Annotated in this window: 21 protein-coding genes; 14 read left to right on the top strand and 7 right to left on the bottom strand. The window is 63.9% G+C overall.

Translation table 11 applies throughout. The features are described from left to right. Nucleotides 1-78: 78 nt before the first annotated feature. Together CWR53_RS19615 and CWR53_RS19620 are read right to left on the bottom strand one after the other, a co-directional pair. Nucleotides 79-615: an NUDIX hydrolase gene (locus tag CWR53_RS19615; protein WP_100852307.1), complete on the bottom strand. Its 537-nt coding sequence runs from the start codon at nt 613-615 to the stop codon at nt 79-81. A 1-nt stretch (nt 616) separates the two neighbouring features. Beyond that, on the bottom strand, nt 617-1,684 hold the full coding sequence (locus tag CWR53_RS19620; RefSeq protein ID WP_058605290.1) for a DUF2333 family protein: 1,068 nt from the start codon (nt 1,682-1,684) through the stop codon (nt 617-619). A 248-nt stretch (nt 1,685-1,932) separates the two neighbouring features. On the opposite strand from CWR53_RS19620, the gene CWR53_RS19625 reads away from it, so the two are divergent. The 6 genes from CWR53_RS19625 to accC all read left to right on the top strand — a co-directional run bounded on the left by CWR53_RS19625 (nt 1,933) and on the right by accC (nt 9,829). Further along, nucleotides 1,933-3,291, top strand: coding sequence for a diguanylate cyclase (locus CWR53_RS19625; protein ID WP_078479170.1), 1,359 nt, complete (start codon nt 1,933-1,935; stop codon nt 3,289-3,291). 238 nt (nt 3,292-3,529) lie between these two features. Beyond that, nucleotides 3,530-5,377 carry a methyl-accepting chemotaxis protein gene (locus tag CWR53_RS19630; protein WP_375335506.1) on the top strand — a complete coding sequence of 616 codons (1,848 nt, stop codon included), beginning with the start codon at nt 3,530-3,532 and terminating at the stop codon, nt 5,375-5,377. A gap of 125 nt (nt 5,378-5,502) precedes the next feature. After that, the gene (locus CWR53_RS19635) at nt 5,503-7,266 is read left to right on the top strand and encodes a protein-disulfide reductase DsbD (protein WP_100852309.1); all 1,764 of its coding nucleotides are present in this window, start codon (nt 5,503-5,505) and stop codon (nt 7,264-7,266) included. A 179-nt stretch (nt 7,267-7,445) separates the two neighbouring features. Beyond that, nucleotides 7,446-7,901 carry a type II 3-dehydroquinate dehydratase gene (gene aroQ / locus CWR53_RS19640; protein WP_003255330.1) on the top strand — a complete coding sequence of 152 codons (456 nt, stop codon included), beginning with the start codon at nt 7,446-7,448 and terminating at the stop codon, nt 7,899-7,901. Between the two features lie 96 nt (nt 7,902-7,997). Continuing rightward, complete coding sequence (accB, locus tag CWR53_RS19645; protein ID WP_023535179.1) at nt 7,998-8,456, top strand: acetyl-CoA carboxylase biotin carboxyl carrier protein; 459 nt, start codon at nt 7,998-8,000, stop codon at nt 8,454-8,456. Between the two features lie 17 nt (nt 8,457-8,473). Continuing rightward, nucleotides 8,474-9,829, top strand: coding sequence for an acetyl-CoA carboxylase biotin carboxylase subunit (gene accC / locus CWR53_RS19650; RefSeq protein WP_027915162.1), 1,356 nt, complete (start codon nt 8,474-8,476; stop codon nt 9,827-9,829). 304 nt (nt 9,830-10,133) lie between these two features. Here the strand turns inward: accC and CWR53_RS19655 are convergent, their stop codons facing one another. Beyond that, nucleotides 10,134-11,987 (bottom strand): sigma-54-dependent Fis family transcriptional regulator, encoded by a 1,854-nt coding sequence (locus CWR53_RS19655; protein WP_100852310.1) that lies wholly within the window; start codon nt 11,985-11,987, stop codon nt 10,134-10,136. 282 nt (nt 11,988-12,269) lie between these two features. On the opposite strand from CWR53_RS19655, the gene CWR53_RS19660 reads away from it, so the two are divergent. The 7 genes from CWR53_RS19660 (at nt 12,270) to CWR53_RS19690 (ending at nt 20,169) form a co-directional block, all read left to right on the top strand. Beyond that, nucleotides 12,270-13,322, top strand: a complete 1,053-nt coding sequence (locus CWR53_RS19660) for an NAD(+)/NADH kinase (RefSeq protein ID WP_100852311.1) — start codon at nt 12,270-12,272, stop codon at nt 13,320-13,322. Nucleotides 13,323-13,344: 22 nt separating this feature from the next. Further along, nucleotides 13,345-14,322: a thiamine pyrophosphate-dependent dehydrogenase E1 component subunit alpha gene (locus tag CWR53_RS19665; protein ID WP_058605309.1), complete on the top strand. Its 978-nt coding sequence runs from the start codon at nt 13,345-13,347 to the stop codon at nt 14,320-14,322. A 33-nt stretch (nt 14,323-14,355) separates the two neighbouring features. Then, nucleotides 14,356-15,378: an alpha-ketoacid dehydrogenase subunit beta gene (locus CWR53_RS19670; RefSeq protein ID WP_058639423.1), complete on the top strand. Its 1,023-nt coding sequence runs from the start codon at nt 14,356-14,358 to the stop codon at nt 15,376-15,378. Continuing rightward, nucleotides 15,375-16,481, top strand: coding sequence for an acetoin dehydrogenase dihydrolipoyllysine-residue acetyltransferase subunit (locus CWR53_RS19675; RefSeq protein WP_100852312.1), 1,107 nt, complete (start codon nt 15,375-15,377; stop codon nt 16,479-16,481). Before CWR53_RS19670 ends, CWR53_RS19675 begins: the two co-directional genes overlap by 4 nt. Before the next feature lie 49 nt (nt 16,482-16,530). Then, on the top strand, nt 16,531-17,598 hold the full coding sequence (locus tag CWR53_RS19680) for a 2,3-butanediol dehydrogenase (RefSeq protein WP_230379390.1): 1,068 nt from the start codon (nt 16,531-16,533) through the stop codon (nt 17,596-17,598). Between the two features lie 165 nt (nt 17,599-17,763). Next, nucleotides 17,764-19,497, top strand: a complete 1,734-nt coding sequence (locus CWR53_RS19685) for a C13 family peptidase (RefSeq protein WP_100852314.1) — start codon at nt 17,764-17,766, stop codon at nt 19,495-19,497. 27 nt (nt 19,498-19,524) lie between these two features. Beyond that, nucleotides 19,525-20,169, top strand: a complete 645-nt coding sequence (locus CWR53_RS19690; RefSeq protein ID WP_058605301.1) for an oxidoreductase — start codon at nt 19,525-19,527, stop codon at nt 20,167-20,169. 35 nt (nt 20,170-20,204) lie between these two features. Here CWR53_RS19690 and CWR53_RS19695 read toward each other — a convergent pair whose 3' ends face one another. The 4 genes from CWR53_RS19695 to CWR53_RS19710 form a co-directional block, all read right to left on the bottom strand. Beyond that, the gene (locus tag CWR53_RS19695; protein WP_058639680.1) at nt 20,205-20,492 is read right to left on the bottom strand and encodes a YceK/YidQ family lipoprotein; all 288 of its coding nucleotides are present in this window, start codon (nt 20,490-20,492) and stop codon (nt 20,205-20,207) included. After that, on the bottom strand, nt 20,489-21,118 hold the full coding sequence (gene ubiX / locus CWR53_RS19700; RefSeq protein ID WP_058605303.1) for a flavin prenyltransferase UbiX: 630 nt from the start codon (nt 21,116-21,118) through the stop codon (nt 20,489-20,491). Before ubiX ends, CWR53_RS19695 begins: the two co-directional genes overlap by 4 nt. Further along, on the bottom strand, nt 21,115-22,464 hold the full coding sequence (gene mpl / locus CWR53_RS19705; RefSeq protein ID WP_058605304.1) for a UDP-N-acetylmuramate:L-alanyl-gamma-D-glutamyl-meso-diaminopimelate ligase: 1,350 nt from the start codon (nt 22,462-22,464) through the stop codon (nt 21,115-21,117). The genes ubiX and mpl overlap by 4 nt, the downstream gene beginning before the upstream one ends. Nucleotides 22,465-22,529: 65 nt before the next feature. After that, on the bottom strand, nt 22,530-24,476 hold the full coding sequence (locus CWR53_RS19710) for a sigma-54-dependent Fis family transcriptional regulator (protein WP_100852315.1): 1,947 nt from the start codon (nt 24,474-24,476) through the stop codon (nt 22,530-22,532). 254 nt (nt 24,477-24,730) lie between these two features. On the opposite strand from CWR53_RS19710, the gene CWR53_RS19715 reads away from it, so the two are divergent. Further along, a complete protein-coding gene (locus CWR53_RS19715; protein WP_028687655.1) occupies nt 24,731-26,251 on the top strand; it encodes an aldehyde dehydrogenase family protein in 1,521 nt (506 codons plus the stop codon). The last annotated feature ends 40 nt before the right edge of the window (nt 26,252-26,291 follow it).

Raw genomic sequence — 26,291 nt, forward strand, 5'->3', positions numbered from 1 at the left:
GTGTAACGATAAACGGTGCAGTTGCTAAGTACCGGATTGCGCCATTTTGCGAATGTTTTGCGACCTTGCGTGCACGGGTTAAACGGGGCTGTTCCTGTAGCGCATCAATGCTGTCATCGAGTCGGGGCAATAAGGCCTGAGCCGACTGTCCTCCAGGGCTTGGTCAATACCGATGAAACGTGCCTCGATCACTTCCTCAGGCTGCAGCCGCAGCGGCGCATCGGACACTGCCGAGTACAAGGCGCACCACAGGCGATTGTCAGGCTGATCGAAGAAGAATCGCTCGTGAAAGCGCAGGGTCACGTCGGCTATGCCCAGTTCCTCGGCCAGTTCGCGCGCGGCCGATTCGGCGTAGGTTTCACCGGCGGCGACCATGCCGCCGGCGGCAACGTCCCAATACCCGGGGTACAGCGCCTTGCTCAGGGTGCGCCGGTGCACGCACAGCTCACCGGCACCATTGAACAGCAGAATGAACGTGCAGCGCCCAATCAGCCCGCGCTGGCGCAGCTGCGCCCTGGGCAATGCGCCGAGCACCTGGTCGTGCTCGTCTACCCAGGTGACCCGTTCCCGGTCCGAAGCCGCCCGGTGGGCGGCTTCATCAGGGCTGAAGGTCATCTCAGCCCTGCGACAGCAGCTGGCGCAGGTCGATGACCGCCGCGTTGGCGCGGGAGATGTAGTTGGCCATGACCAGCGAGTGGTTGGCCCACATGCCGAAACCACTGCCGTTGAGGACCATCGGGCTCCACAGGGGCTCTTGCGAGGCCTCCAGTTCCCGGATGATCTGACGCACACTCACGGTCGCGTTCTTCTTGGCCAGCACGTCGGCGAAATCGACTTCGATCGCACGCAGCAGATGCGACAGTGCCCAGGCCTGGCCACGGGCTTCGTAGAACACGTCGTCGATCTGCAGCCATGGGGTTTCCACGACTTCCTCGTCCACCTGCGGCGCCTGGCCAGCCACCACGGACTCAGTCTTGAGCGTGGTGTTGAGCTTTACGCGGCCTACGCTGGCCGAGAGACGTTGCGACAGCGAGCCCAGGCGGGTAGCGACGTCGCCCAGCCAGTTGTTCAGGTTATCTGCACGGGTATAGAAGATCGCGCCCTTGTCACCCGAAGCCAGGCGAGCCTGGTAGCGAGCCAGCGACTTGATGCCTTCTTCGAATTCCGATTCGCTGGACGGCAGGATCCAGCTCTTGTAATCGAAGTTGAAGCGCGGCTCGGCCTTGGCCAGGTCGGCATCTTCGGTCGATTGCGATTGGGAGCGAGCGAAGTCCTTGCGCAGCGCGCGGGAAAGGTCACGCACCTGGACCAGTACGCCGTACTCCCAGTTAGGCATGTTGTCCATCCACAAACCAGGCGGGAGACGGTCGTTGGCGATGTAGCCACCTGGCTTGTTCAGCAAGGTGCTCGCCACGGTCTTGAGCGTTTCGACGGTGGTGTAGCCCACCACCATCTGCTGGCCGTTACGCTCGGCTGCGCTCTGCGCGTTCTGCTGAACCGGGAACAATTCGGGCTCCTGGCTCCAGTACCAGGAAAGGCCGATACACACCAGCAGGTAAAGCCCAACCAGGGCCAACAGTGAGCGGCCCAACAGGCCACCAAAATAGCTACGGGCGGCAGCGCCGCGGCCGTCGACACGCTCGCGGGGCTCGGCTTTGGCCTCGCGGTTTTTCCAGTCCAGCATGGCTATATCCTTGATCAGTCACGACGGTTCAGGGGCTTTGACCACAGGCCTACGCCAGGGTGCCACGGCAAGCCCGCCTGACAGCACTATAAAGCAGACACCGCCTTACGCATAAGCGACCCCTTGGTCGGTAACTGAATAACCATTCAGCCCACTTTGTTGAAAGGGGGCACGCCTACGCAGCTCAAGAACTGCTAGCATAGAGCCATCACTGCCCCTGCATACCCCTAACGACAAGTAGCCAGGACATGAGCCAAGCAGTTGAGCCGAGCCCGCAGTGCCCCCCTGAGCATCTTGTGCGTAGCGGCCTGCGCAAGGACGACCCACGCGACCAGTTGCTGCTGGCGCCCCAGCGCAGGCCGGTCTATATCCTCTTGCAGGACCACGACCGCGCCGAACGCCTGGCCCAGCAACTGGAGTTCTTCGGCCTGGGCGTACAGGCCTTGCCCACTGCCGATGCCTTTCGCGCATCGGTAGGCGAATGCCCGCCTTCGGCGGTCATCATGGACGTCGACTTCAATGGGGTCGGCCAGGGCCTGGCGTTGGCGGCCGAAGTCCAGGCGCGGCAGGCCAAACCCCTGCCGCTGCTGTTCTTCAGCCACCACGAAACCGACACCCCCACGCGCTTGGCCGCCGTGCGGGCCGGCGGGCGCGATTTCCTCACCGGCACACTGGAGGCTTCCAGCCTGCTGGAGAAGGTCGAGCGCCTGACCGATGCCGCGCCGTACGATCCCCTGCGCGTACTGATCATCGATGACTCACGCACCCAGGCCCTGTTCACGGAACGGGTGTTGGCAGGCGCCGGGATGATCACCCGCAGCCTGACCGACCCGATCGCCACCATGGCCGAGCTGGCTGATTTCCAGCCTGACCTGATCATCCTCGACCTGTATATGCCGGCGTGCACCGGCCCTGAACTGGCCAAGGTGATTCGCCACAACGACCGCTACGTCAGCGTGCCGATCATCTACCTGTCGGCCGAGGATGACCTGGATAAGCAGCTCGAGGCCATGAGCGAAGGCGGCGATGATTTTCTGACCAAGCCGTTTCGCTCGCGCCACCTGATCACCACCGTGCGCAACCGCGCTGCCCGCGCCCGGCATCTGAAGGCGCGCATGGTCCGCGACAGCCTGACCGGGTTGTACAACCACACGCATATCCTGCAGTTGCTCGAGGATTGCAGCTTCCGTGCCCGCCGCGAACAGCAGCCGCTGAGTTTTGCCATGCTCGACATCGACCGGTTCAAGAAAATCAACGACCGCCATGGCCACCCCATGGGCGACCGGGTGATCAAGAGCCTGGCGCTGTTTCTCAAGCAGCGCCTGCGCAAGACCGACTTCATTGGCCGCTACGGCGGCGAAGAGTTCGCCATCGTCATGCCCAATACCGCCCTGGAGGCGGCGTACAAGGTGCTCGATGACATCCGCGGGCGTTTTGCCGAAATCCTCTACCCGGCCCAACCCCATGACCTGCGCTGTACGTTCAGTGCAGGCGTCGTGCAACTCGATGACGGGCTCGATGCCCTGACCATGGCCAGCGCGGCCGACGAAGCGCTGTACCGGGCCAAGCATGCAGGACGCAATTGCGTGGTGCGTGTGGAGCCCTGAAAGGCCGGGCAAAGAATAAAGGCACTTTGCCAGCCGACTGCGCGCTGCCGTCATCATCGCGTCACACGAACGCAATAACTTCAGGCCCTTGACTCTTCCCTCCCCCCGCAGGAAGCTCGCGGCTATGCGCCTGAAATGGCTGACCAATTTGAATACATTGTTGCTGGTGACGGTGTGCATCGCCCTGGGCGTTACGCTGTGGTGGTCGCAGCGGGCGCTGGAGCGTCCCTACCAGATGATGGAACGCTACCTGACCCTGTCGCGCCATTTTCAGACTGAAGCCGCCGAGAACATCCAGGCGTATCTTGGCAGCGGCGATGCCGTGCGCCATGCGGCGGCACTGCAGGCCACCGTGCAACTGCAAGCCTCGCTGGCCGACTGGCCCGAAGCGCTGGTCAGCCAGCTGCGCCCCAGCGTAAACGACCTCCAGGCCTTCAGCGCAGGCGAGTTGCTGGCAGCCGGCAAGCTGGCCGGTGACCCCCAGGCGCTGTTGCTGCAAGCCGAACGCGAGCTGGGGGCCAACCTGGAGCAACTGACCACCTATGCGCGAGACAGCGCCAGCCCCGACGCGGGGCGCTACCTGCTGCCGCTTGTCGAGGCAGCTCTGCACCTGAGCAGGCTGGGCCTGGCGCGGGAGAAGCTGGTGGGCAGCGGCCGGCCCGAGCTGGCAACCGAGCTGGAGCGCGAGCTGCAATTGATTCAGGCCCAGGCGCAGGTCATCGAAGGCTTGCCGCTGCTGGGCGTGACCCGTACCGCCGAATCGGGCGCGGATGACTTTGCCGCGCTGATGGGTTTGCAGACCGATACCCGTGCCCAGCAGGAAGACGTCGCCGTAGCCCTCAAGCGCGAGCTGCAAAGCCTGGTTGGGCGCTACCCGGCCGAGCTGCAACGTACCCGTGCCCAGATCGCCCAGCGCGCCGCCCTGGCGACCCGCGCCACGCAACAGCTGGAGGCAGTGCGCCAGGCCATCGCGGCCCTGGAGCCAGAAGTGCGCAGCCTGCATGGCACCATCGCGGGGGAAGTGCGCAGCCTGCAAGGGGCGATGATCGTGATGATCCTGCTGATCGCCCTGCTCATCGACACGCTGCAACGTCGCCTTGCACGCACCCTCACCGGCCTGGCGCCGGCGCTGTCGCGCTGGGCCGAGGGCGATTTTACCCAGCCTGTCGAGATGGGCAGGACCAACCGCGAATTGCATGACATCCAGGCTTCGCTCAATCGCCTGCGCCAGTACCTGGTCGAACTGGTAGACGCCTTGCGGCACAACGCCGAGCAAGTGGCCGGCAGCAGTCATGCGCTGGCCGACATGAGTGCTGCCTTGCACGATGGCGCACAACGACAGGCCGGGGATACCGGGCAGATTCGCGACGCACTCGGAGAACTGGAAGCGACCATCCAGCAGGTGGCTGGCGACGCCAGCGCTGCGGCCCTGGCCAGCCGTGACGCAGGCCGGGCCGTGGAACAGGGCCAGGCTGTGATCGGGCAAAGCCTGTCGGGTCTACGCACGCTGGTCGACGAGGTGCAAGGCAACGCCCGCATGATCGAGCAACTGGCAGAGGAATCGGCCACGATCGGTGGCGTGCTGACGGTGATCCGGTCCATTGCGGAACAGACTAACCTGCTGGCACTCAATGCCGCCATCGAAGCCGCCCGCGCTGGCGAGATGGGTCGCGGGTTCGCCGTGGTGGCCGACGAAGTCCGCACCCTGGCCCAGCGCACCACCGGCGCCACTGGGGAAATCCAGACCCTGATCGACAGGTTGCAGCAGGCAGCCAAGGGCGCCGTGGACGGTACGCGGGTACAACTGGAGCATGCCGAGGCCACTGCCAGCCAGGCCCAGACCGCCGACGGCGCATTGGACGAAATCGTGTGTGCGATTCGTACCATTGCCGACACTGCCCTGCGCATTGCCGAAGTGACGGCGCAACAAAGCGGTGCGGTGAGCGAGATCCGTGACCACAGCGAGCGGATTCATCAACTGGGCGGGGATAATCTGCAACGTATCGGCGAAGGGCGTGAGCAAGGCGATCATCTGCTCAGCCTGGGCAGCGCCTTGAACCAGGCGGTGGGTGCCTTCAGGGTCTGAACCGACCGCCCTGGCTCCACGAAATAGCTTTAGACCCTCACCGGCAAGGCTGGCGGGCCCACACATGGTTCCCTGAGCGCCAACTCCGTTATGATGCGCGGCACGTTCGATCTTGCGAGTTCACCATGCGCCGCCTGTTTTTCCTGTTGTGCCTACTGCTGGCCAGCCCGGTGTTCGCCACGGGGCTGCTGGACAATCGCCCCAGCGCTACCCTCGGGGCTTCCTCACTGGCCGGCAACGCCGATTTCCTCCCGGTGCACGAAGCCTTCAAGCTGAGCCTGATCCAGGCCGACGCCCATGCCATCAAGCTGCGCCTGGTGGCCACCGACGGCTACTACCTGTACCGCCACCGCTTCGTGTTTCGCACCGAGCCGGCCGACATCGCACTGGGCACACCGGTCATCCCGAAGGGCGAGGCCAAACATGACGAGTTCTTCGGCGATGTGGAGGTGTATCACGGCATCGTCGACATTGAATTGCCACGCAATGACCCCAGGGCCTTTACCTTGCAGGTGGGTTACCAGGGCTGCGCTGACAAGGGCTTGTGCTATCCACCTGAAACCGAACGCCTGAGCATTGAAGGTGAAGGTGCGCCGAGCAGCCAGGCCGCACACGCCTGGGAGTGGAAAGCGCTCTTGCTGTTCTTCATCGCCGGCGTGGGCCTGACGTTCACGCCGTGCGTGCTGCCCATGCTGCCCATTCTCTCGGGGGTGGTATTACGCGGCCAAGCAGGTGGGCTGCGTGGGCTGTCGTTGTCACTGGCCTATGTGCTGTCCATGGCCGCCAGCTTTGCCGCCCTTGGGGCCTTGATGGGCCTGTTCGGCGCAGGCCTCAATCTGCAGGCGCGCCTGCAGTCCGCCTGGGTGCTGGTGCCTTTCGCGCTGTTCTTCGTGGCTTTCGCCCTGGCCATGTTCGGCTTGTTTGAACTCAAGCTGCCCCACGCCCTGAGCAACCGCCTGGACGGCGTCGCCAATCGCACCCAAGGCGGCTCGCTGCTGGGCGCAGCGGCCCTGGGCGTGTTGTCCAGCCTGTTGGTTTCACCCTGCGTTTCGGCGCCGCTGGCGGGTGCGTTGCTGTATATCAGCGCCAGTGGAGACGCCTTGGGCGGTGCGCTCAAACTGTTCGCGCTGGGCCTGGGCATGGGTGCCCCGCTGCTGCTGGTCGCCACCGGTGGCGCCGCCTGGTTGCCGAAAAGCGGCCCATGGCTCAACAGCGTGAAGAACGCCATCGGCGTCCTGTTGCTGGGGCTGGCCATCGGTTTGCTCAGCAGGGTCTTGCCAGGGCCTGTCACCCTAGGGCTGATCGGTTTGCTCGCTGCCGGGGTGGCCGTGTTCCTGGGGACCCTGGAATTCGTCGTGAAGACGCCTCGCCAACGCCTGGCCCAACTGCTTGGCCTGACACTGCTGGTCTACGCCCTGGCCTGCTGGTATGGCGCCCTCAGCGGCCAGGGTGATCCGCTGCGACCGTTGCCCCCTACAGGAATGAGCACGGCTGGTCAGGCTGCGTCCCCTGCCCAGGCGTGGCAAACACTGACCACCGCCCAGGCGCTCGATGCTGCACTGGCCGATGCCAAGGCCGCTGGCCAGCCAGTGCTGCTGGACTGGTACGCAGACTGGTGCATCAGCTGCAAAGTCATTGAGCACGAGGTGTTGAATGCACCTCAGGTGCTGCCCCAGCTGGCGGGTTTCAAACTGCTGCGCTTGGATGTGACGCGCAGCGATGCGGCCCAGCGTGCCCTGCTGGACCGCTATCGATTGTTCGGCCCACCGGCATTGATGTTCTTTGCCGCCAACGGCAGCGAACTGACCGCTGATCGGGTGATTGGCGAGATAAATGCCGAGAACTTTGCGTCCATTTTGTCCCGCGTTCGCGGCCGGGCAGGCCTGTAACGGCCCGCTGGCATGGGAACATGTCGGCGATCAGTGACCGGATCCTGCTATCCGGTCACATACTTCGCGCGAATCTCGCTCATCGTGCTGGCTATTGCCGGGAACTGGACACTTGCCGTCGCTTTAGGCACACTCGCCGCGCTGTGTCGAATTGCCCTACAAATCCAAGGAACTCGCAGATGGCAACGCTACTGGTGCTTCACGGCCCCAATCTGAACCTGCTCGGTACGCGCGAGCCCGGCCATTACGGCGCCGTGACCCTGGCCCAGATCAACCAAGACCTGGAGCAACGTGCTCGCGCCGCGGGCCACCATTTGCAGTATTTGCAGAGCAACGCCGAATACGAGTTGATCGATCGTATTCATGCGGCACGCAACGAGGGTGTGGATTTCATCCTGATCAATCCGGCTGCATTCACCCACACAAGCGTTGCATTACGTGACGCGTTGCTCGCGGTGAGCATCCCATTCATCGAAGTGCACCTGTCCAACGTGCACAAACGCGAACCGTTCCGTCATCACTCCTACTTTTCCGATGTAGCCGTAGGGGTGATCTGCGGTCTGGGCGCCAGCGGTTATCGCCTGGCCCTGGAGTCCGCGCTGGAACAGCTGGCTGCCAACGCACAGCCCAAATGATGAAAGCCCTGGCCTCGGTGGCCAGGGTCAAGAGAAGCGTGTCGACACGCTTCAACAATTTCGCCCCCTGACCGAACCTTTGGGAGTTGATGATTAATGGATATCCGTAAAGTCAAGAAACTGATCGAGCTGCTGGAAGAGTCTGGCATCGACGAGCTGGAGATCAAGGAAGGCGAAGAGTCGGTTCGCATCAGCCGTCACAGCAAGACCCCAGCTGCCCAGCAGTTCTACGCACCTGCCCCGATGGCTGCGCCTGCCGCTGCCCCGGTCGCCGCTGCCGCACCTGCTGTCGAAGCTGCCGCCGCGGCACCGGCCCTCAAGGGCACCGTCATCCGCTCGCCAATGGTAGGCACCTTCTACCGCAAGCCTTCGCCGACCTCGCCGAACTTCGCTGAAGTGGGCCAGAGCGTGAAGAAAGGCGACACCCTGTGCATCGTCGAAGCCATGAAGATGATGAACCACATCGAAGCCGATGTCGGCGGTGTCATCGACGCCATCCTGGTAGAAGACGGCCAGCCGGTTGAGTTCGACCAGCCGCTGTTCACCATCGTTTGAATCGCGGAGAGCCAACGATGTCTGGGAAGCTCGAAAAAGTCCTGATCGCCAACCGCGGGGAAATTGCCCTGCGGATCCTGCGTGCCTGCAAAGAGCTGGGTATCAAGACCGTCGCCGTGCACTCCACCGCCGACCGTGAACTGATGCACCTGGGCCTGGCAGACGAGTCGGTCTGCATCGGTCCTGCATCGTCCAAGGATTCGTACCTGCACATCCCGGCGATCATCGCCGCTGCCGAAGTCACCGGCGCGACCGCGATTCACCCCGGTTACGGCTTCCTGGCGGAAAACGCCGATTTTGCCGAGCAGGTCGAGAAGTCCGGCTTTGCCTTCATCGGCCCCAAGGCCGACACCATTCGCCTGATGGGCGACAAGGTCTCGGCCAAGGACGCGATGATCAAGTCGGGCGTACCGACCGTGCCGGGCTCCGACGGCCCGCTGCCGGAAGACGAAGAAGTCGCGCTGGCCATCGCCCGCGACGTCGGCTACCCGGTGATCATCAAGGCCGCCGGTGGCGGTGGTGGTCGCGGCATGCGTGTGGTGCACAAGGAAGAGGATTTGATCGCCTCGGCCAAGCTCACCCGTACCGAAGCCGGTGCAGCCTTCGGCAACCCGATGGTGTACCTGGAGAAATTCCTGACCAACCCACGTCACGTGGAAGTACAGGTCTTGTCCGACGGCCAGGGCAATGCAATCCACCTCGGTGACCGCGATTGCTCCCTGCAACGCCGCCACCAGAAGGTGCTGGAAGAGGCCCCGGCCCCAGGCATCGACGAGAAAGCACGCCAGGAAGTGTTCAAGCGCTGCGTAGACGCGTGCATCGAGATCGGCTACCGCGGTGCGGGGACGTTCGAGTTCCTGTACGAAGATGGCCGCTTCTACTTCATCGAGATGAACACCCGTGTGCAGGTTGAGCACCCGGTGTCGGAGATGGTCACAGGCATCGACATCGTCAAGGAGATGCTGAGCATCGCCGCTGGCAACAAGCTGTCGTTCCGTCAGGAGGACGTGGTGGTCCACGGCCATTCGCTGGAATGCCGTATCAACGCCGAAGACCCCAAGAAGTTCATCCCGAGCCCTGGCAAGGTGAAGCACTTCCACGCACCGGGCGGCAACGGCGTGCGTGTCGATTCGCACCTGTACAGCGGTTATTCGGTTCCGCCGAACTATGACTCGCTGATCGGCAAGCTGATCACCTGGGGCAAGGACCGTGACGAAGCCATGGCCCGCATGCGCAATGCCCTGGACGAGATCGTCGTCGATGGCATCAAGACCAACATCCCGCTGCACCGTGATCTGGTGCGTGATGAAGGCTTCTGCAAAGGCGGCGTCAACATTCACTACCTCGAACACAAACTGGCCAACCAGGACTGATCGCGTAGTGTGAAGTACAAGAACCCCGGACTGGCTCCGGGGTTTTTTATTGCCTGTTTGGGCTTCATCAATGGCTGATGCGGCCCTTCAGGGTGCTTATGGCCAAGTCCGACCTAGCAGAGCAATCTGCGCATCCCCGTAACCCTCTCTGACTGGCGTGAATCAATGATCTGGCTTGTATGTTCGATCTGAAGACCGCAGGAGTCCGAACGCAGGTTCTGTGTAGGAAGGCCCCCTGAAGTCGCGATCAGCGGTGCCTGAACTGTCGCGCGGGCAGAAGCCGCAACAAGCTGCAGCTGCGACTCTACCCCTTCATACGAGGCATCTCGATGCGGTGCTCGTGCACCCGGCGATACAGCGTCGCACGCGAAATACCCAACGCCTGGGCAGCCTCGGCGGGCTTCCAGCGATGGCGAATCAACGCATCCAGCAACCGTTGCCGCGCTGGGCAGGACGCCTCGCTCGTTACCCGGCCAGCCCCCTGCCCACGAACCTCCTCCGGCAGGTCAAGCAGGCGCAACTGCCCTCCCTCGTTCACGGCGCAGGCATAACGCAACACCTGCCGCAACTGGCGCAGGTTCCCCGGCCAGCGATACTCCAGCAACGCCTGCAAGGCATCGTCGGCCAGCGCCACGCTCACGCCGCACGCATCGGCCTCTTCGGCCAGCAACTGGTGAATGAGCCCCAGCCGGTCTTCGCGCTCGCGCAGCGCCGGCAACGCGAAGCGGGCGTTGGCCAGGCGAAAATACAAGTCCTCACGAAACTGCCCCTGCTCCACCCTCGCCGCCAGGTCGCGGTGCGTGGCGCAGATCACCTGAATGTCCACGCGCTGGCGCCGCGCAGCCCCCAAAGGTGCTACCTCACCCTCGGCCAGTACCCGCAACAGGCGGGTCTGCAGGCTCAGTGGCATGTCGCCAATCTCGTCCAGAAACAGCGTGCCGCCATCAGCCTGGTGTACAAGCCCTTGCATACCTTTGCTCGACGCCCCGGTGAAGGCTCCCGCGACATAACCAAACAGCTCGCTCTCGATCAGGTTCTCGGGGATGGCGGCGCAGTTGAGCGTGACGAATGGGCCATTGCCGCGCTTGCTTTGCTGGTGCAGCTGGCGAGCAAAGACTTCCTTGCCTGTACCCGTCTCGCCCTGCACCAGCACGGCAAGGTTACAGTCCTTGACCCGCGTGGCCAGGCGCAAGTGTTGTTCGATGCGCCGGTCCAGGCCTTGCAGCAAAGGCTCGACCGGCGGCTTGCGCTGTGGGGCGCTGACCCGGCCATACAGCTCGCCCAACCCTGGCAGACGTTGCGCCGACGCGTTGCTGACACGTCGCAATTGCGCCTGGTCGAACAGCTCACCAATGTGCGCAGGCAAGCGCCCCAGGCGTTGCATCAGGCGTTGCCGTGTCAGGCTGTTCATCGCCTGCAGGCGGCCGTCGGCGTCCCAGGCCAGCAGGTAGTCAGGCTGGCTTTCCACGTAGCCTGGCGTGCCATGGGCACGCATCACCCAGTGGCCTTGGGCGCTGTGCATGAAAAAGGCGTTTTCGATTTCGCGTGCGGTCTGCTCGACCAATTGCCGGATCAGGTGCTGGCTGCGGCGGTCGTCGGGCGATCGCAGGGCAGAGACGTCCAGCACTCCCAGCAACTCGCCAAAGGGGTCGAAAACAGGCGCCGCGCTACAGGTCAGGCCGATGAAGGCAGCGCGAAAGTGATCGCGCTTGTGCACGGTGACCGGTGCCTTGGTGGTCAGTACCGCCGCTACCCCGCAGGTACCCTCCTCCCCCTCCGACCAGCAGGTGCCCAGGTACAGACCGGCCTTGCGGCAGTCAGTGCGAATGGTCGATTCGACCCGGTAATCGATGGTGCGGCCCTGTGCATCGGTCAGTAGCACGCAGTAGTCGGCCTCACGCACCTGTTCGTGCAGGCGTGCCACGGCGTCCCCGGCAATGCGCAGGAACAGCTCCGAGCGCTCTCGGCATTCATTGAGCAGTGCCTGGGAAAGAATACGCGGCCCTTGCTCGGAGGCGGGATCGAGACAGTACAGCTCCATGGAGCGACGCCAGGAATCGAGGATCAACGGCGGTACTGGCGCCTGGGGCAGACGGTCGGCGTTCTTCAGTACCCTGCTGACGCAGTCGACGTGAGCGCGGGAGTTCGCGGCAAGCATTCAGGCCCTCCGGTTCTCGTTGCTGTTCTTGTGGTTGTGCAGCCATTAAGCGCCTGCGCGCAGGCCTGGACAAGCACGGTGTGATCAAAGGTGTGGTTGAGACGCAGCGTCTCAACGTCTCGCCGCACAATGCCCAGGCCGGCACCTGGCGTCTCAGCACGGTAGCCCGCCTGGCAGCGTTAACGACCATGCAAGGCCTCTGCGACGGGCCTTTGCGGGGTTTCGTGCAAAGCTGGCACCGCGCTTGCTCTGGTCCTTGCAATCAAGACCACGAGGTGCGCCATGCCGCTACCCGCCCCACTGGTCGGCATCATTGCCAACCCTGCTTCAGGCCGAGACCTGCGTCGCCTGACCGCCACTGCCGGCTTGTACTCCAGCACCGACAAGGCCGCCGCCATCGCCCGCCTGCTCGCCGCATTCGGCGCCACGGGTGTCGGCCACGTGCTGATGCCCAGCGACATGACCGGCATCGCCGCTGCCATGGTCAAGGCCTGCGCCGGGCCGATGGCGCGCGACCAGCACTGGCCTGCCCTCGAGATACTCGACCTGCCGCTGACCCAGACCGTCAGCGACACCCGGCTTGCCACGCGCAACATGGTCGCGCGGGGGGTGTCGCTGATCGCTGTGTTGGGGGGCGACGGTACCCACAAGGCCGTGGCGGCAGAAGCTGGCGACGTACCCCTGCTGACCTTGTCCACCGGCACCAACAACGCCTTCCCGGAGCTGCGCGAAGCGACCAGCGCGGGGCTTGCAGGCGGCCTGATCGTCGGCGGCAAGGTGCCAACCTCCATCGGCCTGCGCCGCAACAAACGCTTGCTGGTCAGGGTGCCCCAGCAGCAACTGAGCGAATGGGCGCTGGTGGAGGTAGCGGTGTCGCCCCAGCGTTTCATCGGCGCGCGGGCGCTGAGCCGCAGCGAAGACCTGAGCGAAATCTTCGCCTGCTTCGCCGAGCCCCACGCCATTGGCTTGTCGGCACTGTGCGGCCTGTGGAATCCGGTCTCGCGGCAAGCGCCCCACGGCGCCTGGGTGCGCCTGGGCGAGAACGCCGAGCAGGCGCTGCTGGCCCCTGTGGCCCCTGGCGTGCTGCAAGGCTGCGGCATCACCGCCTCCGGCCACATGGCGCCCGACGAACCGTACCGCCCGGCCCTCATCCAAGGCACCTTGGCCCTGGACGGCGAGCGGGAAATCGAATTCTGCGCCCATGACACCCCCACCATCACCCTCGATCACCTAGGCCCGTTGAGTGTGGACGTGCAGGCAGTGCTCACGCATGCCGCCCAGCATCGTCTGCTGGCTGTACCCCTGGGCCACCCGCTGCACCCCGCGACCCGTTGAGACAACCCCGGAGAACAACAAGATGTCCAATCAACCGAGTTCCGCACAACTGCTGCATGCCTATGAAGTGATGCGCACCATTCGTGCCTTCGAAGAACGCCTGCACGTCGAGTTCGCCACAGGCGAAATACCCGGCTTCGTTCACCTTTACGCCGGTGAAGAGGCCAGCGCGGCGGGGGTGATGGCCCACCTGCGCGACAGCGATTGCATTGCCTCCAACCATCGCGGCCATGGCCACTGCATCGCCAAGGGCGTGGATGTGTACGGCATGATGGCCGAGATCTACGGCAAGAAGACCGGGGTCTGCGGCGGCAAGGGCGGCTCGATGCACATTGCCGACCTGGGCAAGGGCATGCTCGGCGCCAACGGTATCGTTGGCGCTGGCGCACCCTTGGTGGTAGGCGCTGCGCTGGCAGCCAAGCTCAAGGGTCGCGACGATGTGTCCGTGGTCTTCTTCGGCGATGGCGCCTCCAATGAAGGCGCAGTGTTCGAAGCCATGAACATGGCTGCGATCATGAACCTGCCGTGCATCTTCGTCGCCGAGAACAATGGTTACGCCGAAGCCACCGCGTCCAACTGGTCAGTGGCCTGCGATCACATAGCCGACCGCGCCGCCGGCTTCGGCATGCCAGGGGTCACCATCGACGGCTTCGATTTCTTCGCGGTTCACGAGGCCGCCGGTGCCGCCATCGAGCGCGCACGTGCCGGCCAGGGGCCGTCGCTGATCGAGGTCAAGCTCAGCCGCTACTACGGCCACTTCGAGGGCGATGCGCAAACCTACCGCGCCCCCGATGAAGTGAAGAACCTGCGCGAAACCCGCGACTGCCTGCTGCAGTTCCGCGACAAGACCGTGCGCGCGGGTCTGCTCGAAGCAGGCCAACTGGACAGCATCGATGCCCGCGTCGAGGACCTGATCGAGGATGCCGTGCAACGCGCCAAGTCCGACCCCAAGCCACAACCTGCCGACCTGCTCACCGACGTCTACGTCGCCTATCCCTGAGCCGCTCAAAACAAGAACAACAGGAGAACCACCATGGCAAGAAAGATCAGTTACCAGCAGGCCATCAACGAAGCCCTGGCCCAGGAAATGCGCCGTGACGATACCGTGTTCATCATTGGTGAGGATGTGGCCGGCGGTGCAGGCGCGCCTGGCGAAGACGATGCCTGGGGTGGCGTGCTGGGCGTGACCAAGGGCCTGTATCACCAGTTTCCAGGCCGCGTACTGGATGCGCCGCTCTCGGAGATCGGCTACGTAGGCGCCGCCGTCGGTGCGGCCACCCAGGGCCTGCGCCCAGTCTGCGAACTGATGTTCGTCGACTTCGCCGGCTGCTGCCTGGACCAGATCCTCAATCAGGCGGCCAAGTTTCGTTACATGTTCGGCGGCAAGGCCGTGACCCCGCTGGTCATGCGCACCATGTACGGCGCCGGGCTGCGTGCCGCGGCCCAGCATTCGCAGATGCTCACCTCGCTGTGGACGCACATCCCGGGCCTGAAGGTGGTGTGCCCGTCCTCGCCTTACGATGCCAAGGGCCTGCTGATCCAGGCCATCCGCGACAACGACCCGGTGATCTTCTGCGAACACAAGCTGCTGTACGGCATGCAGGGCGAAGTACCGGAGGAGGTGTACACGGTGCCGTTCGGCGAAGCCAATTACCTGCGCGATGGCAGCGATGTCACCCTGGTGACGTATGGCCGCATGGTGCATGTGGCCATGGAAGCCGCCAACAACCTGGCCCGCCAGGGCATCGACTGCGAAGTCCTGGACCTGCGCACCACCAGCCCGCTGGACGAAGACAGCATCCTTGAAAGTGTCGAAAAGACCGGGCGCCTGGTGGTGATCGACGAGGCCAACCCCCGGTGCTCGATGGCCACGGACATCAGCGCCCTGGTTGCGCAGAAGGCATTCGGTGCGCTGAAAGGGCCCATCGAAATGGTGACGGCGCCGCATACGCCCGTTCCGTTTTCCGACGCTCTGGAAGACCTGTATATCCCCGACGCGGCCAAAATCGAAACAGCCGTGCGCACCGTTATCGATGCTGCAAGGAGCGCCGCATGAGCCAGATCCATACCCTGACCATGCCCAAATGGGGCTTGTCGATGACCGAAGGCCGGGTGGACACCTGGCTCAAGCAGGAAGGCGACGTCATCACCAAGGGCGACGAAGTGCTGGACGTGGAGACGGACAAGATCAGCAGCAGCGTCGAGGCGCCGTTCAGTGGCGTGCTGCGCCGCCTGGTGGCCAGGCCGGACGAGACCCTGCCGGTGGGCGCGCTGTTGGCCGTGGTGGTAGAAGGCGAAGCCGACGACGCCGACATCGACGCCGTGGTACAGCGCTTCCAGGCCGAGTTCGTGGCCGACGGTAGCACCGACCAGGTCCAAGGCCCTGCGCCGCAGAAAGCCGAGGTGAAGGGGCGCTTGTTGCGCTGGTTCGAACTGGGCGAAGGCGGGACGCCCTTGGTGCTGGTACATGGCTTTGGCGGCGACCTCAACAACTGGCTCTTCAACCACCCTGCCCTGGCCGCCGAGCGACGGGTAATCGCCCTCGACCTGCCGGGCCATGGCGAGTCGGCCAAAGCCTTGCAGCGCGGTGACCTGGAGGAACTGAGCGAAACGGTGCTGGCCCTGCTCGATCACCTGGACATTCCACGTGCTCATCTGGTCGGTCACTCCATGGGCGGTGCGGTTTGCCTGGGCCTTGCGCGCCTGGCACCGCACCGGGTGGCCAGCCTTGGCCTGATCGCCAGCGCGGGTCTGGGCGAGGCCATCAATGGGCAGTACCTGCAAGGGTTCGTCGCGGCCAGTAGCCGCAACGCCCTCAAGCCGCAGATGGTGCAACTGTTCGCCGATCCGGCCTTGGTCACGCGGCAACTGCTCGAAGACATGCTCAAGTTCAAGCGCCTGGAGGGCGTAGACCAGGCGCTGCAGGTGCTGGCCTCGGCCCTGGCCGACGGCGACCGGCAACGCCACGACCTGCGCAGCGTCCTGGGCCAGCACCCGGCCCTGGTGATCTGGGGCGACAAGGACGCGATCATTCCGGCCAGTCATGCCCAGGGTCTGGAGGCCCAGGTGGTCGTCGTGCCGGAAGCTGGCCACATGGTGCAGATGGAGGCCGCCGACACGGTCAACCAGCACCTGCTCGCTTTCCTGCGCAGCCATTGACCCTTCCCGGCTTCTGGAGATTCCTATGAACGACTTGAGCAATCCACACATGCGCGCGGCGGTCTGGCACGGGCGCAACGACATCCGGGTCGAGCAGGTGCCCCTGCCGGCCGACCCTGCACCTGGGTGGGTACAGATCCAGGTGGACTGGTGCGGTATCTGCGGCTCGGACCTGCACGAATACGTGGCCGGGCCGGTCTTCATCCCGGTCGACGCGCCACACCCGCTGACCGGTATTCAAGGCCAATGCATCCTCGGCCACGAGTTCTGCGGCCGGATCGCCAAGCTCGGCGCAGGCGTCGAGGGATATGCCGTGGGCGATCCGGTGGCGGCAGACGCCTGCCAGCACTGTGGCACCTGTTATTACTGTACCCACGGGATGTACAACATCTGTGAGCGCCTGGCGTTCACAGGCTTGATGAACAATGGCGCCTTCGCCGAGCGGGTCAACGTGCCGGCCAATCTGCTCTACCGGCTGCCGTCCGGTTTCCCGGCCGAGGCAGGGGCCCTGATCGAACCGCTGGCGGTCGGCATGCACGCGGTGAAAAAAGCAGGCAGCCTGCTGGGCCAGACCGTGGTGGTGGTGGGCGCCGGTACCATCGGGCTGTGCACCATCATGTGCGCCAAGGCGGCAGGCGCGGCGCGGGTGATCGCTCTGGAGATGTCTTCGGCGCGCAAGGCCAAGGCATTGGAAGTGGGCGCCAGCGTGGTCCTGGACCCCAACCAGTGCGATGCGTTGGCCGAGATTCGTGCGCTCACCGCCGGGCTGGGGGCTGACGTGAGCTTCGAGTGCATCGGCAACAAGCACACGGCCAAGCTGGCCATCGACACCCTTCGCAAGGCCGGCAAGTGCGTGATGGTGGGAATTTTCGAGGAGCCGAGCGAATTCAACTTCTTCGAACTGGTGTCCACCGAGAAGCAGGTGATCGGTGCGCTGGCCTATAACGGCGAGTTCGCCGACGTGATCGCCTTCATCGCCGACGGTCGGTTGGATATACGCCCGCTGGTGACCGGCCGCATCGGGCTGGAGCAGATCGTCGAACTGGGGTTCGAGGAACTGGTGAACAACAAGGAGGAAAACGTGAAGATCATCGTGTCGCCGGGATTGGGTCGCTAGGCGCACGGTATCGAAGTTCCCCTGGGGCGGCCTGATCAGGCCGCCCCTACCCGAGGCCCCACCGCTTGCAAACGTGGCGCAAAGCCCCCTCGCCCCACCCGCCACTCGCTGTTTCAGGCGCTCGATCTGAGTCATAATCGGCGCACTCACTGCCCGGTCCTCGCCATGCGTCCACTGCTTCCCCTGACCCTGCTCCTGTTGCTCGCTGCCTGTGGTGATGGCGAATCCCTGAGCCCACCCGATGCCCGTCTGCCAGACGGCGGTCGCTACCGAGGCCAGGTCGTCGACGGCTTGCTGCAGGGCCAGGGCCGTATCGACTACCCCAATGGCAGCTGGTATGCCGGCGGTTTCAAGGATGGCCAATGGCACGGCCAGGGGGAATGGCACGGGCAGAACGGCGAAGTCTACCGCGGCCAGTTCGTCGCCGGCCTGTTCGAAGGGCTTGGGGACCTGACCACACCAGGTAGCCACTATGCGGGCACCTTCCGCCATGGCCGGCGCGATGGCGAAGGCACCCTCAAGCAGACTGGGCAAACCTACCGCGGGCAGTTCAAGGACGACCTCTACGAAGGGGCAGGCGAACTGGAGCTGGCCGACGGCAGTCGCTACCGGGGCCTGTTCGCCAAGGGCAAGCCCAACGGCGCCGGCGTGCGCAGCGATGCTAGCGGTAATCAGTTCAGCGGCAGGTTCGTGGACGGCCAACTGCAAGGCACTGGCACCTACGACAGTGTCGAAGGCGAGCAGTACATCGGCGAGTTCAAGGACAACCGCCTCGAAGGCCGCGGGCGCTACGAAAACGCCGAAGGCGATGTGTGGATCGGCCAGTTCAAGGACGGTTCGCTCAACGGCGAAGGCGAAATGCTGGGCAGTGATGGCAGCCATTACAAAGGCACGTTCCTCGACTGGCGCATGTCGGGCCAGGGCAGCCTGCAACTGGCTGATGGCAGTCAGTACGTGGGCCATATGCTCGATGATGCCTACCACGGGCAAGGGCGCCTGACACTGGCTGACGGCAAGGTACAAAGCGGTACCTGGGCCAATGGCGTTCGGGTTCGCGATGAGCGTGGCACCTTGCTGCCGGACCCGCTCGATATGGCACTGCTCAATCAAGGGCGCTTGCTCAAGGAAGCCTTGGCCGCCTTACCCCGGTCCCAGCCGGCAATCGAGCTGTACAGCCTGGTGGTGGGGGGCGACGGGCAGCAGAGCGTTTTTCTGCGCGAAGCCGATTACGTGAGCAACCTGCTGAAGGTACGCTTCGGTGCCAAAGGCCAGGTCACGCTGGTCAACCATCGTGACTTCATGGCGACGCGCCCCATGGCCACGCGGCAGAGCATCACCCGAGCCGCCAGCACCCTGGCCGAGCGCAGCGGCCCGGAAGACCTGCTGTTCATCTACCTCACCAGCCACGGTAGCCAGGACCACCAACTGGTCCTCGATCAACCACGCCTGCAGTTGGCCGACATTTCCGCCGACGAGTTGGCCGATGCATTGGCCCCCTTGAAAAATCGAGACAAGGTCATCGTCATTTCCGCGTGTTATTCCGGTGGCTACATCGATGCCCTGAAAGATTCGCGCACGCTGCTCATGACAGCCGCCCGAGCCGACCGGGTGTCCTTCGGTTGCTCGGAAGAAGCCGACTTCACCTACTTTGGCGACGCCCTTTTCGCCCAGGCCCTGAATCAGACGGACGACCTGAAACAGGCGTTTGAACTGGCGCGTACCCATGTTGCCGAACGTGAACGAAACGAAGGCTTCGAAGCGTCCGAGCCGCAGCTATGGGCACCGCCAAACGTGCTGGAGCACTGGCAGCGCCTACGCCGGAACCAGGCCGAAGAAGCCTTGCGCAATACGACACAGGCAGCGGTGGGGGCACAGGCAAAAACGCCGCGCAGCCACTAAGCTTGTGTGTAACAAGGGAGAGACATCATGTACTTGACGCCTCAGCATGTCCTGCTTGCCGGAGCGACCGGCCTGACTGGCGAGCACCTGCTCGACCGCCTGCTCAATGAGCCCACCATCACCCGCGTGCTGGCGCCTACACGCCGCCCTTTGGCAGAACATCCCCATCTGGATAACCCCGTAGGCGATCCGGCTGTATTCTTGCCCCAGCTGGAGGGCCGCGTAGACATCGCGTATTGCTGCCTGGGCACGACATTGAAGCAGGCAGGCTCGGAGTCCGCATTCAAAGCCGTGGACCTGGACATGGTAGTGGCCTTCAGCAAGCGAGCCCGTGAGATGGGGGCCAGGCACTTGCTGGTGATCAGTGCCGTGGGCGCCGACCCGACATCCTCGATCTTCTACAACCGCGTCAAAGGCGAGATGGAAGAAGCCCTCAAAGCCCAGGACTGGCCTCAACTGACCATCGTCCGCCCGTCGCTGTTGCTGGGAGAACGCACCGAGCCAAGGCTCACCGAAACCCTGGCCGCTCCCTTTTCCAAGCTGATGCCTGGCAAGTACCGGGGTATTGAGGCCTGCACATTGGCCCGAGCGCTGTGGCGCCTGGCGCTGGAGGAAGAGGACGGCATCCGGATCGTGGAGTCGGACGAGTTGCGCAAGCTGGGGAAAAACTGAACCGCTGCCGGGTTGCTAGCGGCTGCATGCAGCACTCAAAAGCCGCCGCTGCCGTGATAGTAGATGCCGGCGGCGGCTGGCAGGGTCAACGGCAGTAACAAGGTATCGAGAATAAAACTGACTGGCAGATCGAGGGAGGCGAACCGGGGCGCGTCGACACCGAAGCGCGCCTGGGGGCAACAGCCTCCGCTGATCGCATACCAATCCAGACGGGTGCCTGCATACACCACCGGCGCCCCTGGCTTGGTGCCATCCAGGGTGCGTACCGTGGCGCAGCCACCGAGCATCAACACAGCCAGCGTACCGGCCAGCCCTCTTTTCAATCATCCACCCCATAATGATGCTCACCCCAACGCGGCAGCATGTCCTGTGGGATGTTCAGCAGGTTGAGGATGCGCGCCACCACGAAGTCGACCAGATCGTCGATGGTCTGTGGCTGATGATAAAAACCAGGCGAGGCCGGTAGCATCACCGCACCCATCTGCGACAGCTTGAGCATGTTTTCAAGGTGAATGGTGGAAAACGGCGCCTCACGAGGCACCAGGATCAACTGCCGACGCTCCTTGAGGGTGACATCGGCAGCCCGTTCGATCAGGTTGTTGCACGCACCCGTGGCAATCGCCGACAGCGTGCCGGTAGAACACGGCACCACCACCATGGCCGCTGGTGCGCCGGAACCCGACGCCACGGGCGACATCCAGTCTTCCTTGCCGTACACCCGAATCTGCCCGTCGGCAGCGCCGGTGTATTCGGTCAGGAACGCCTGCATCGCCTGCGGTTTGGCAGGCAGGAGTACGTCGGTTTCGGTCGCCATGACCAGCTGTGCGGCCTTGGAAATCAGAAAGTGCACCTCCCGATCTTCGCGCACCAGGCAATCGAGCAAGCGCAGGCCATACTGCGCACCCGATGCCCCGGTCATCGCCAGGGTAATGCGTTCCGGCCCGCTCACTTGAGCGCCTCGGCCAGCTTGCCGTGCAGGCCGCCAAAGCCACCGTTGCTCATGATGACCACCTGGGTACCTGGCCGCGCCTGGCGCTTGACCTGCTCGATGATCGCCTCGAGGCTGTCGGCCACTACGCTGGGCACCTTGCATTGCGCGGCCGTGGCTGCCAGGTCCCAACCCAAGTTGGCCGGGGCGTACCAGATCACCTGGTCAGCATCGTTGACGCTCTCAGGCAGGCCATCGCGATGTGCGCCCAGTTTCATCGAATTGGAGCGCGGCTCGATGACGGCAATCACCGGTGCATCACCCACGCGCTTGCGCAGGCCGTCCAGGGTGGTGGCAATGGCCGTGGGGTGATGGGCAAAATCATCGAAGATGGTCACGCCTTGCACTTCGGCGACCTTTTCCATGCGCCGCTTGACGCTTTTGAACGCACTGAGGCCTTCGATACCGATCGCCGGTGCCACGCCAACGTGACGGGCGGCCGCCAGGGTCGCCAAGGCATTGGCCACGTTGTGCTGACCGGTCAGGGCCCAATCCACCACGCCCTGCACGTGCCCGTCGAACAGCACCTCGAAGCGCGACCCATCCGGGCTGAGCAGGCGTGCCTGCCACTGCCCGCCGTCGCCTGTTGTCTGCACGGGCGTCCAGCAGCCCATGTCGATGACCCGCGCCAGCGCGTGTTCGGACGTGGGATGGATCACCAGGCCTTCGCTGGGGATGGTGCGTACCAGGTGATGAAATTGTCGCTCGATGGCAGCAAGGTCAGGGAAAATGTCCGCGTGGTCGAATTCCAGGTTGTTCAGGATCGCCGTGCGCGGGTGGTAATGCACGAACTTCGAGCGCTTGTCGAAGAAGGCACTGTCGTACTCATCCGCTTCGACCACGAAGAACGGCGTATCACCCAACCGCGCCGATACGGAGAAATTCTGCGGCACCCCACCGATCAGGAAGCCAGGGCTCATGCCGGCATGCTCAAGCACCCAGGCCAGCATGCTGCTGGTGGTGGTCTTGCCATGGGTGCCGGCGACTGCCAACACCCAGCGGCCCTGCAGCACATGGTCGGCCAGCCATTGCGGGCCCGACACATAGGGCAGGCCCTTGTTGAGCACATGCTCCACCGCCGGGTTGCCACGGGACATGGCGTTGCCAATGACCACCAGATCGGGAGCCGGCTCCAGCTGGGCAGGGTCATAACCCTGGGTCAGCTCGATGCCCTGGGCCTGGAGCTGGGTGCTCATCGGCGGATAGACGTTGGCGTCCGAGCCGGTGACGCGGTGGCCAAGTTCCTTGGCCAGCACCGCCAGCGAACCCATGAAAGTGCCGCAAATACCGAGAATGTGAATATGCATGGTCGACCTCGCAAAACATCGAGGCAGGGTAGCCCAGGGCGCGACAAATCGCACCCGCTGTTTCGTCAGTCGGGCCGGGTGATGCCATGCTTGCGCAGTTTGCGATACAGCGTGTTACGGCTGATGCCCAGATGCTCGGCGACCCGGGTAAGCTGCCAATGCCGGGCCTCAAGAACGGCCAGCAGTGCCTGGCGTTCGGCCGTCTCCAATGCGGTCTTGCTCTCGGGTACCGGTGAACCCTCATCCGCCAAGACCGCCGTGGCCACTGGCGCTGCGCCTTGGCGACGCGCCGTGCGCACCACGGCAGGCAGGTCTGCCAGCGTGACGCGGCCCTCGTCGCACAGGGCAGCCAGGGTGCGCAGCACGTTGCGCATCTGCCGCACGTTACCAGGCCAGGGGTAGTCCAGCAGTACCTCACGCGCCTGGGGCTCGAGTTCAATCAACTGGCCTTGGGTTTCCTGGCGCAGCAGCAAGTCCAGCAACTGCGCTTTGTCGCTGCGCTCGCGCACGGCAGGCAAAGCCACTTCAAGCCCGTTGAGGCGGTAATAAAGATCTTCTCGGAACGTACCCTGGGCCACCCGTTGCAAAAGGTCGCGGTGCGTGGCACTGATGATGCGTACATCCACGGCCTGCGGCTCGCCGCCGATTGGCACCACCTGCCGCTCTTCGAGCACGCGCAGCAGCCGTGTTTGCAGATCCAGCGGCATGTCGCCGATTTCGTCCAGCAACAAGGTGCCGCCGTCGGCCTGCAGCAACTTGCCGCGCATGCCTTCCTTGCGTGCCCCGGTAAAGCTGCCGGCCCGATAGCCGAACAACTCGCTTTCGATCAGGCTCTCGGGGATGGACGCGCAGTTGATGGCCACGAATGGCTTGTCTCGACGCTCGCTGGCCTGATGCACGGCCTGGGCGAAGGCTTCCTTGCCGCAACCCGTCTCGCCGCTGAGCAACAGCGGCACATTGCGCTCGAACACCCGCACACTGCGGCGAAAATCCTGTTGCAGCGCAGGGTCCAGCAGGCAGACCTGCGGTGGCTGCCGGACGACGCGGCGCGAATGCCCGGCGGGTACGGTCCAGACCGGCGTACGTGCCTGGCCACGCAGGCTGGCGAACACCTGCCGGCCGTCCAGGGTCAGCAGCGGCCAGGCTGCGCTGCCATCGGGCATGGCACGGCTGAACAGCTCGTCATGGGTGCAGGCGAAAAACTGCTCCAGGGTCTGCCCTTGCACATCGGCGCGCACGCGGCCCAGCAGGTTCAGCGCACTCTGGTTGGCCGCGCAGATACGGCCATCGCCGTCGACCGCCAGCAGCCCCTCGCTGAACAGCCCGACCGACTCGGCCTGCAGGTGAAAACGCAGCAGCCAGTGATGCTCGAACTGGCGCATGAAATAGCAGCTTTCGATCATCTTGGCCGACAGGGTCACCATGGCCATGGTGTGGAATTCGCTTTGGCGCGAAACGTCGGGCCGCGCTGAAGACACGTCCAGCACGGCCAGCAAATGCCCCTGAGGGTCGAACACCGGGCTCGCCGAGCAGGTCAGCCCCGTATGCCGCCCACGAAAGTGTTCGTGCTGGTGAATGGTCAGCGCCTGACGTTCGACCAGGCACGTGCCGATGCCGTTGGTGCCCTCTCGCGCCTCGCTCCAGTCAGCGCCCAGCCACAGTCCTGCCTGTTCGAAGCTGCGCCGTTCGGTGGGAGCGGTGACGCAGTTGAGGATCACCCCACGGGCATCGGTGAGCAACACCGCATGGCCAGCACCGCAAAGCTGCTGGTGCAGGCTGTTCATTTCCTGATCGGCGATTTGCAGCACCTGGCGCATGCGTTCGCGGCTTTCCAGCAGGCGACCATGTTCGAGGACCACCGGTGCTTCGGCCAGCGCCGGATCCAGGTGGTAGTCCTCCAGGCAGCGCAGCCAGGAGCGGGCAATGGACGGGTCGCTGCCGCCTTCGACACGCCCGCCATGGGCGACCGTGTGCACTTGCCGGGCATGCTGGGTGAATGGGTTGCTCTGCATTATTGTGATTCTCCGCAGATAGAGGCTAAAGCCAGCATCCTCTACAGCAGGCCGGTTTGCAATGCACCCGCCACGAGGCGTGCCACCGGCGGTACACACTGTCACCCAAGCCTGTATCGAGCACGGTACATCGCGGGTCGCCAGAGAGCGTCGGTACCCGTCAACTGCTTGATTTCATTGAAGTGCAAAACGATGGCCCAACCTTTGCTCTACGCTTTGCACTCCACACAAACACAATAGCCAGGAGACACACCATGCGTTATGCACATCCCGGTACCGAAGGCGCGAAAGTTTCCTTCAAGAGCCGCTACGGCAACTACATCGGTGGTGAGTTCGTTCCTCCGGTAAAGGGTGAGTACTTCACCAACACATCGCCCGTGGACGGGCAACCGATTGCCGAATTCCCCCGTTCCACCGCCGAAGACATCGACAAAGCCCTGGACGCTGCCCACGCGGCTGCCGATGCCTGGGGTCGCACGTCCGTCCAGGACCGCTCCAACGTGTTGCTGCGCATTGCCGACCGTATCGAGCAGAACCTCGAAGTCCTGGCCATCACCGAAACCTGGGACAACGGCAAGCCCGTGCGAGAAACCCTCAATGCCGACATCCCACTGGCGGTCGATCACTTCCGCTACTTCGCCGGATGCATCCGCGCCCAGGAAGGCGGCGCTGCGGAAATCAACGAAAACACCGTTGCCTACCATATCCATGAGCCGCTGGGCGTGGTGGGCCAGATCATCCCGTGGAACTTCCCGATCCTGATGGCCGCCTGGAAACTCGCGCCAGCGCTGGCAGCAGGCAACTGCGTGGTGCTCAAGCCTGCCGAACAGACGCCCCTTGGCATTACCGTGCTGGTGGAGCTGATCGGCGACCTGCTGCCCAAGGGCGTGCTGAACGTGGTGCAGGGCTACGGCCGTGAAGCGGGCGAGGCGCTGGCCACCAGCAAGCGCATCGCCAAGATTGCCTTCACAGGCTCCACGCCCGTGGGCTCGCACATCATGAAGTGCGCAGCCGAGAACATCATCCCGTCGACGGTGGAACTGGGCGGCAAATCGCCGAACGTGTACTTCGAAGACATCATGCAGGCCGAACCGAGCTTCATCGACAAGGCCGCCGAAGGCATGGTCCTGGCCTTCTTCAACCAGGGCGAAGTGTGCACCTGCCCATCCCGTGCGCTGGTACAGGAGTCGATCTACCCGCAGTTCATGGAAGTGGTGATGAAAAAGGTGCTACAGATCAAGCGCGGCGACCCGCTGGACACCGACACCATGGTCGGTGCGCAGGCCTCGCAACAGCAATTCGAGAAGATTCTGTCCTACCTCGAGATCGCCCAGCAGGAAGGCGCCGAGCTGCTGACCGGGGGCAAGGTCGAGAAACTCGAAGGCGCGCTGGCCACCGGTTACTACATCCAGCCGACCCTGCTCAAGGGCAACAACAAGATGCGGGTGTTCCAGGAGGAAATCTTCGGGCCTGTGGTGAGCGTCACCACCTTCAAGGACGAGGCCGAAGCCCTGGCCATTGCCAACGATACCGAGTTCGGCCTGGGCGCCGGGGTCTGGACCCGCGACATCAACCGTGCCTACCGCATGGGCCGCGGCATCAAGGCCGGGCGTGTCTGGACCAACTGCTATCACCTTTACCCGGCGCACGCGGCCTTCGGTGGTTACAAGAAGTCCGGCGTTGGCCGTGAAACCCACAAGATGATGCTCGATCACTACCAGCAGACCAAGAACCTGCTGGTGAGCTACGACATCAACCCGCTGGGCTTCTTCTAAGCCCTGCGCCGGTCTTTTCGCCGGTCACGGTGCAAAGGCC

Source organism: Pseudomonas sp. SGAir0191, from assembly GCF_002812565.2.
Taxonomy (GTDB): Bacteria; Pseudomonadota; Gammaproteobacteria; order Pseudomonadales; family Pseudomonadaceae; genus Aquipseudomonas; species Aquipseudomonas parafulva_B.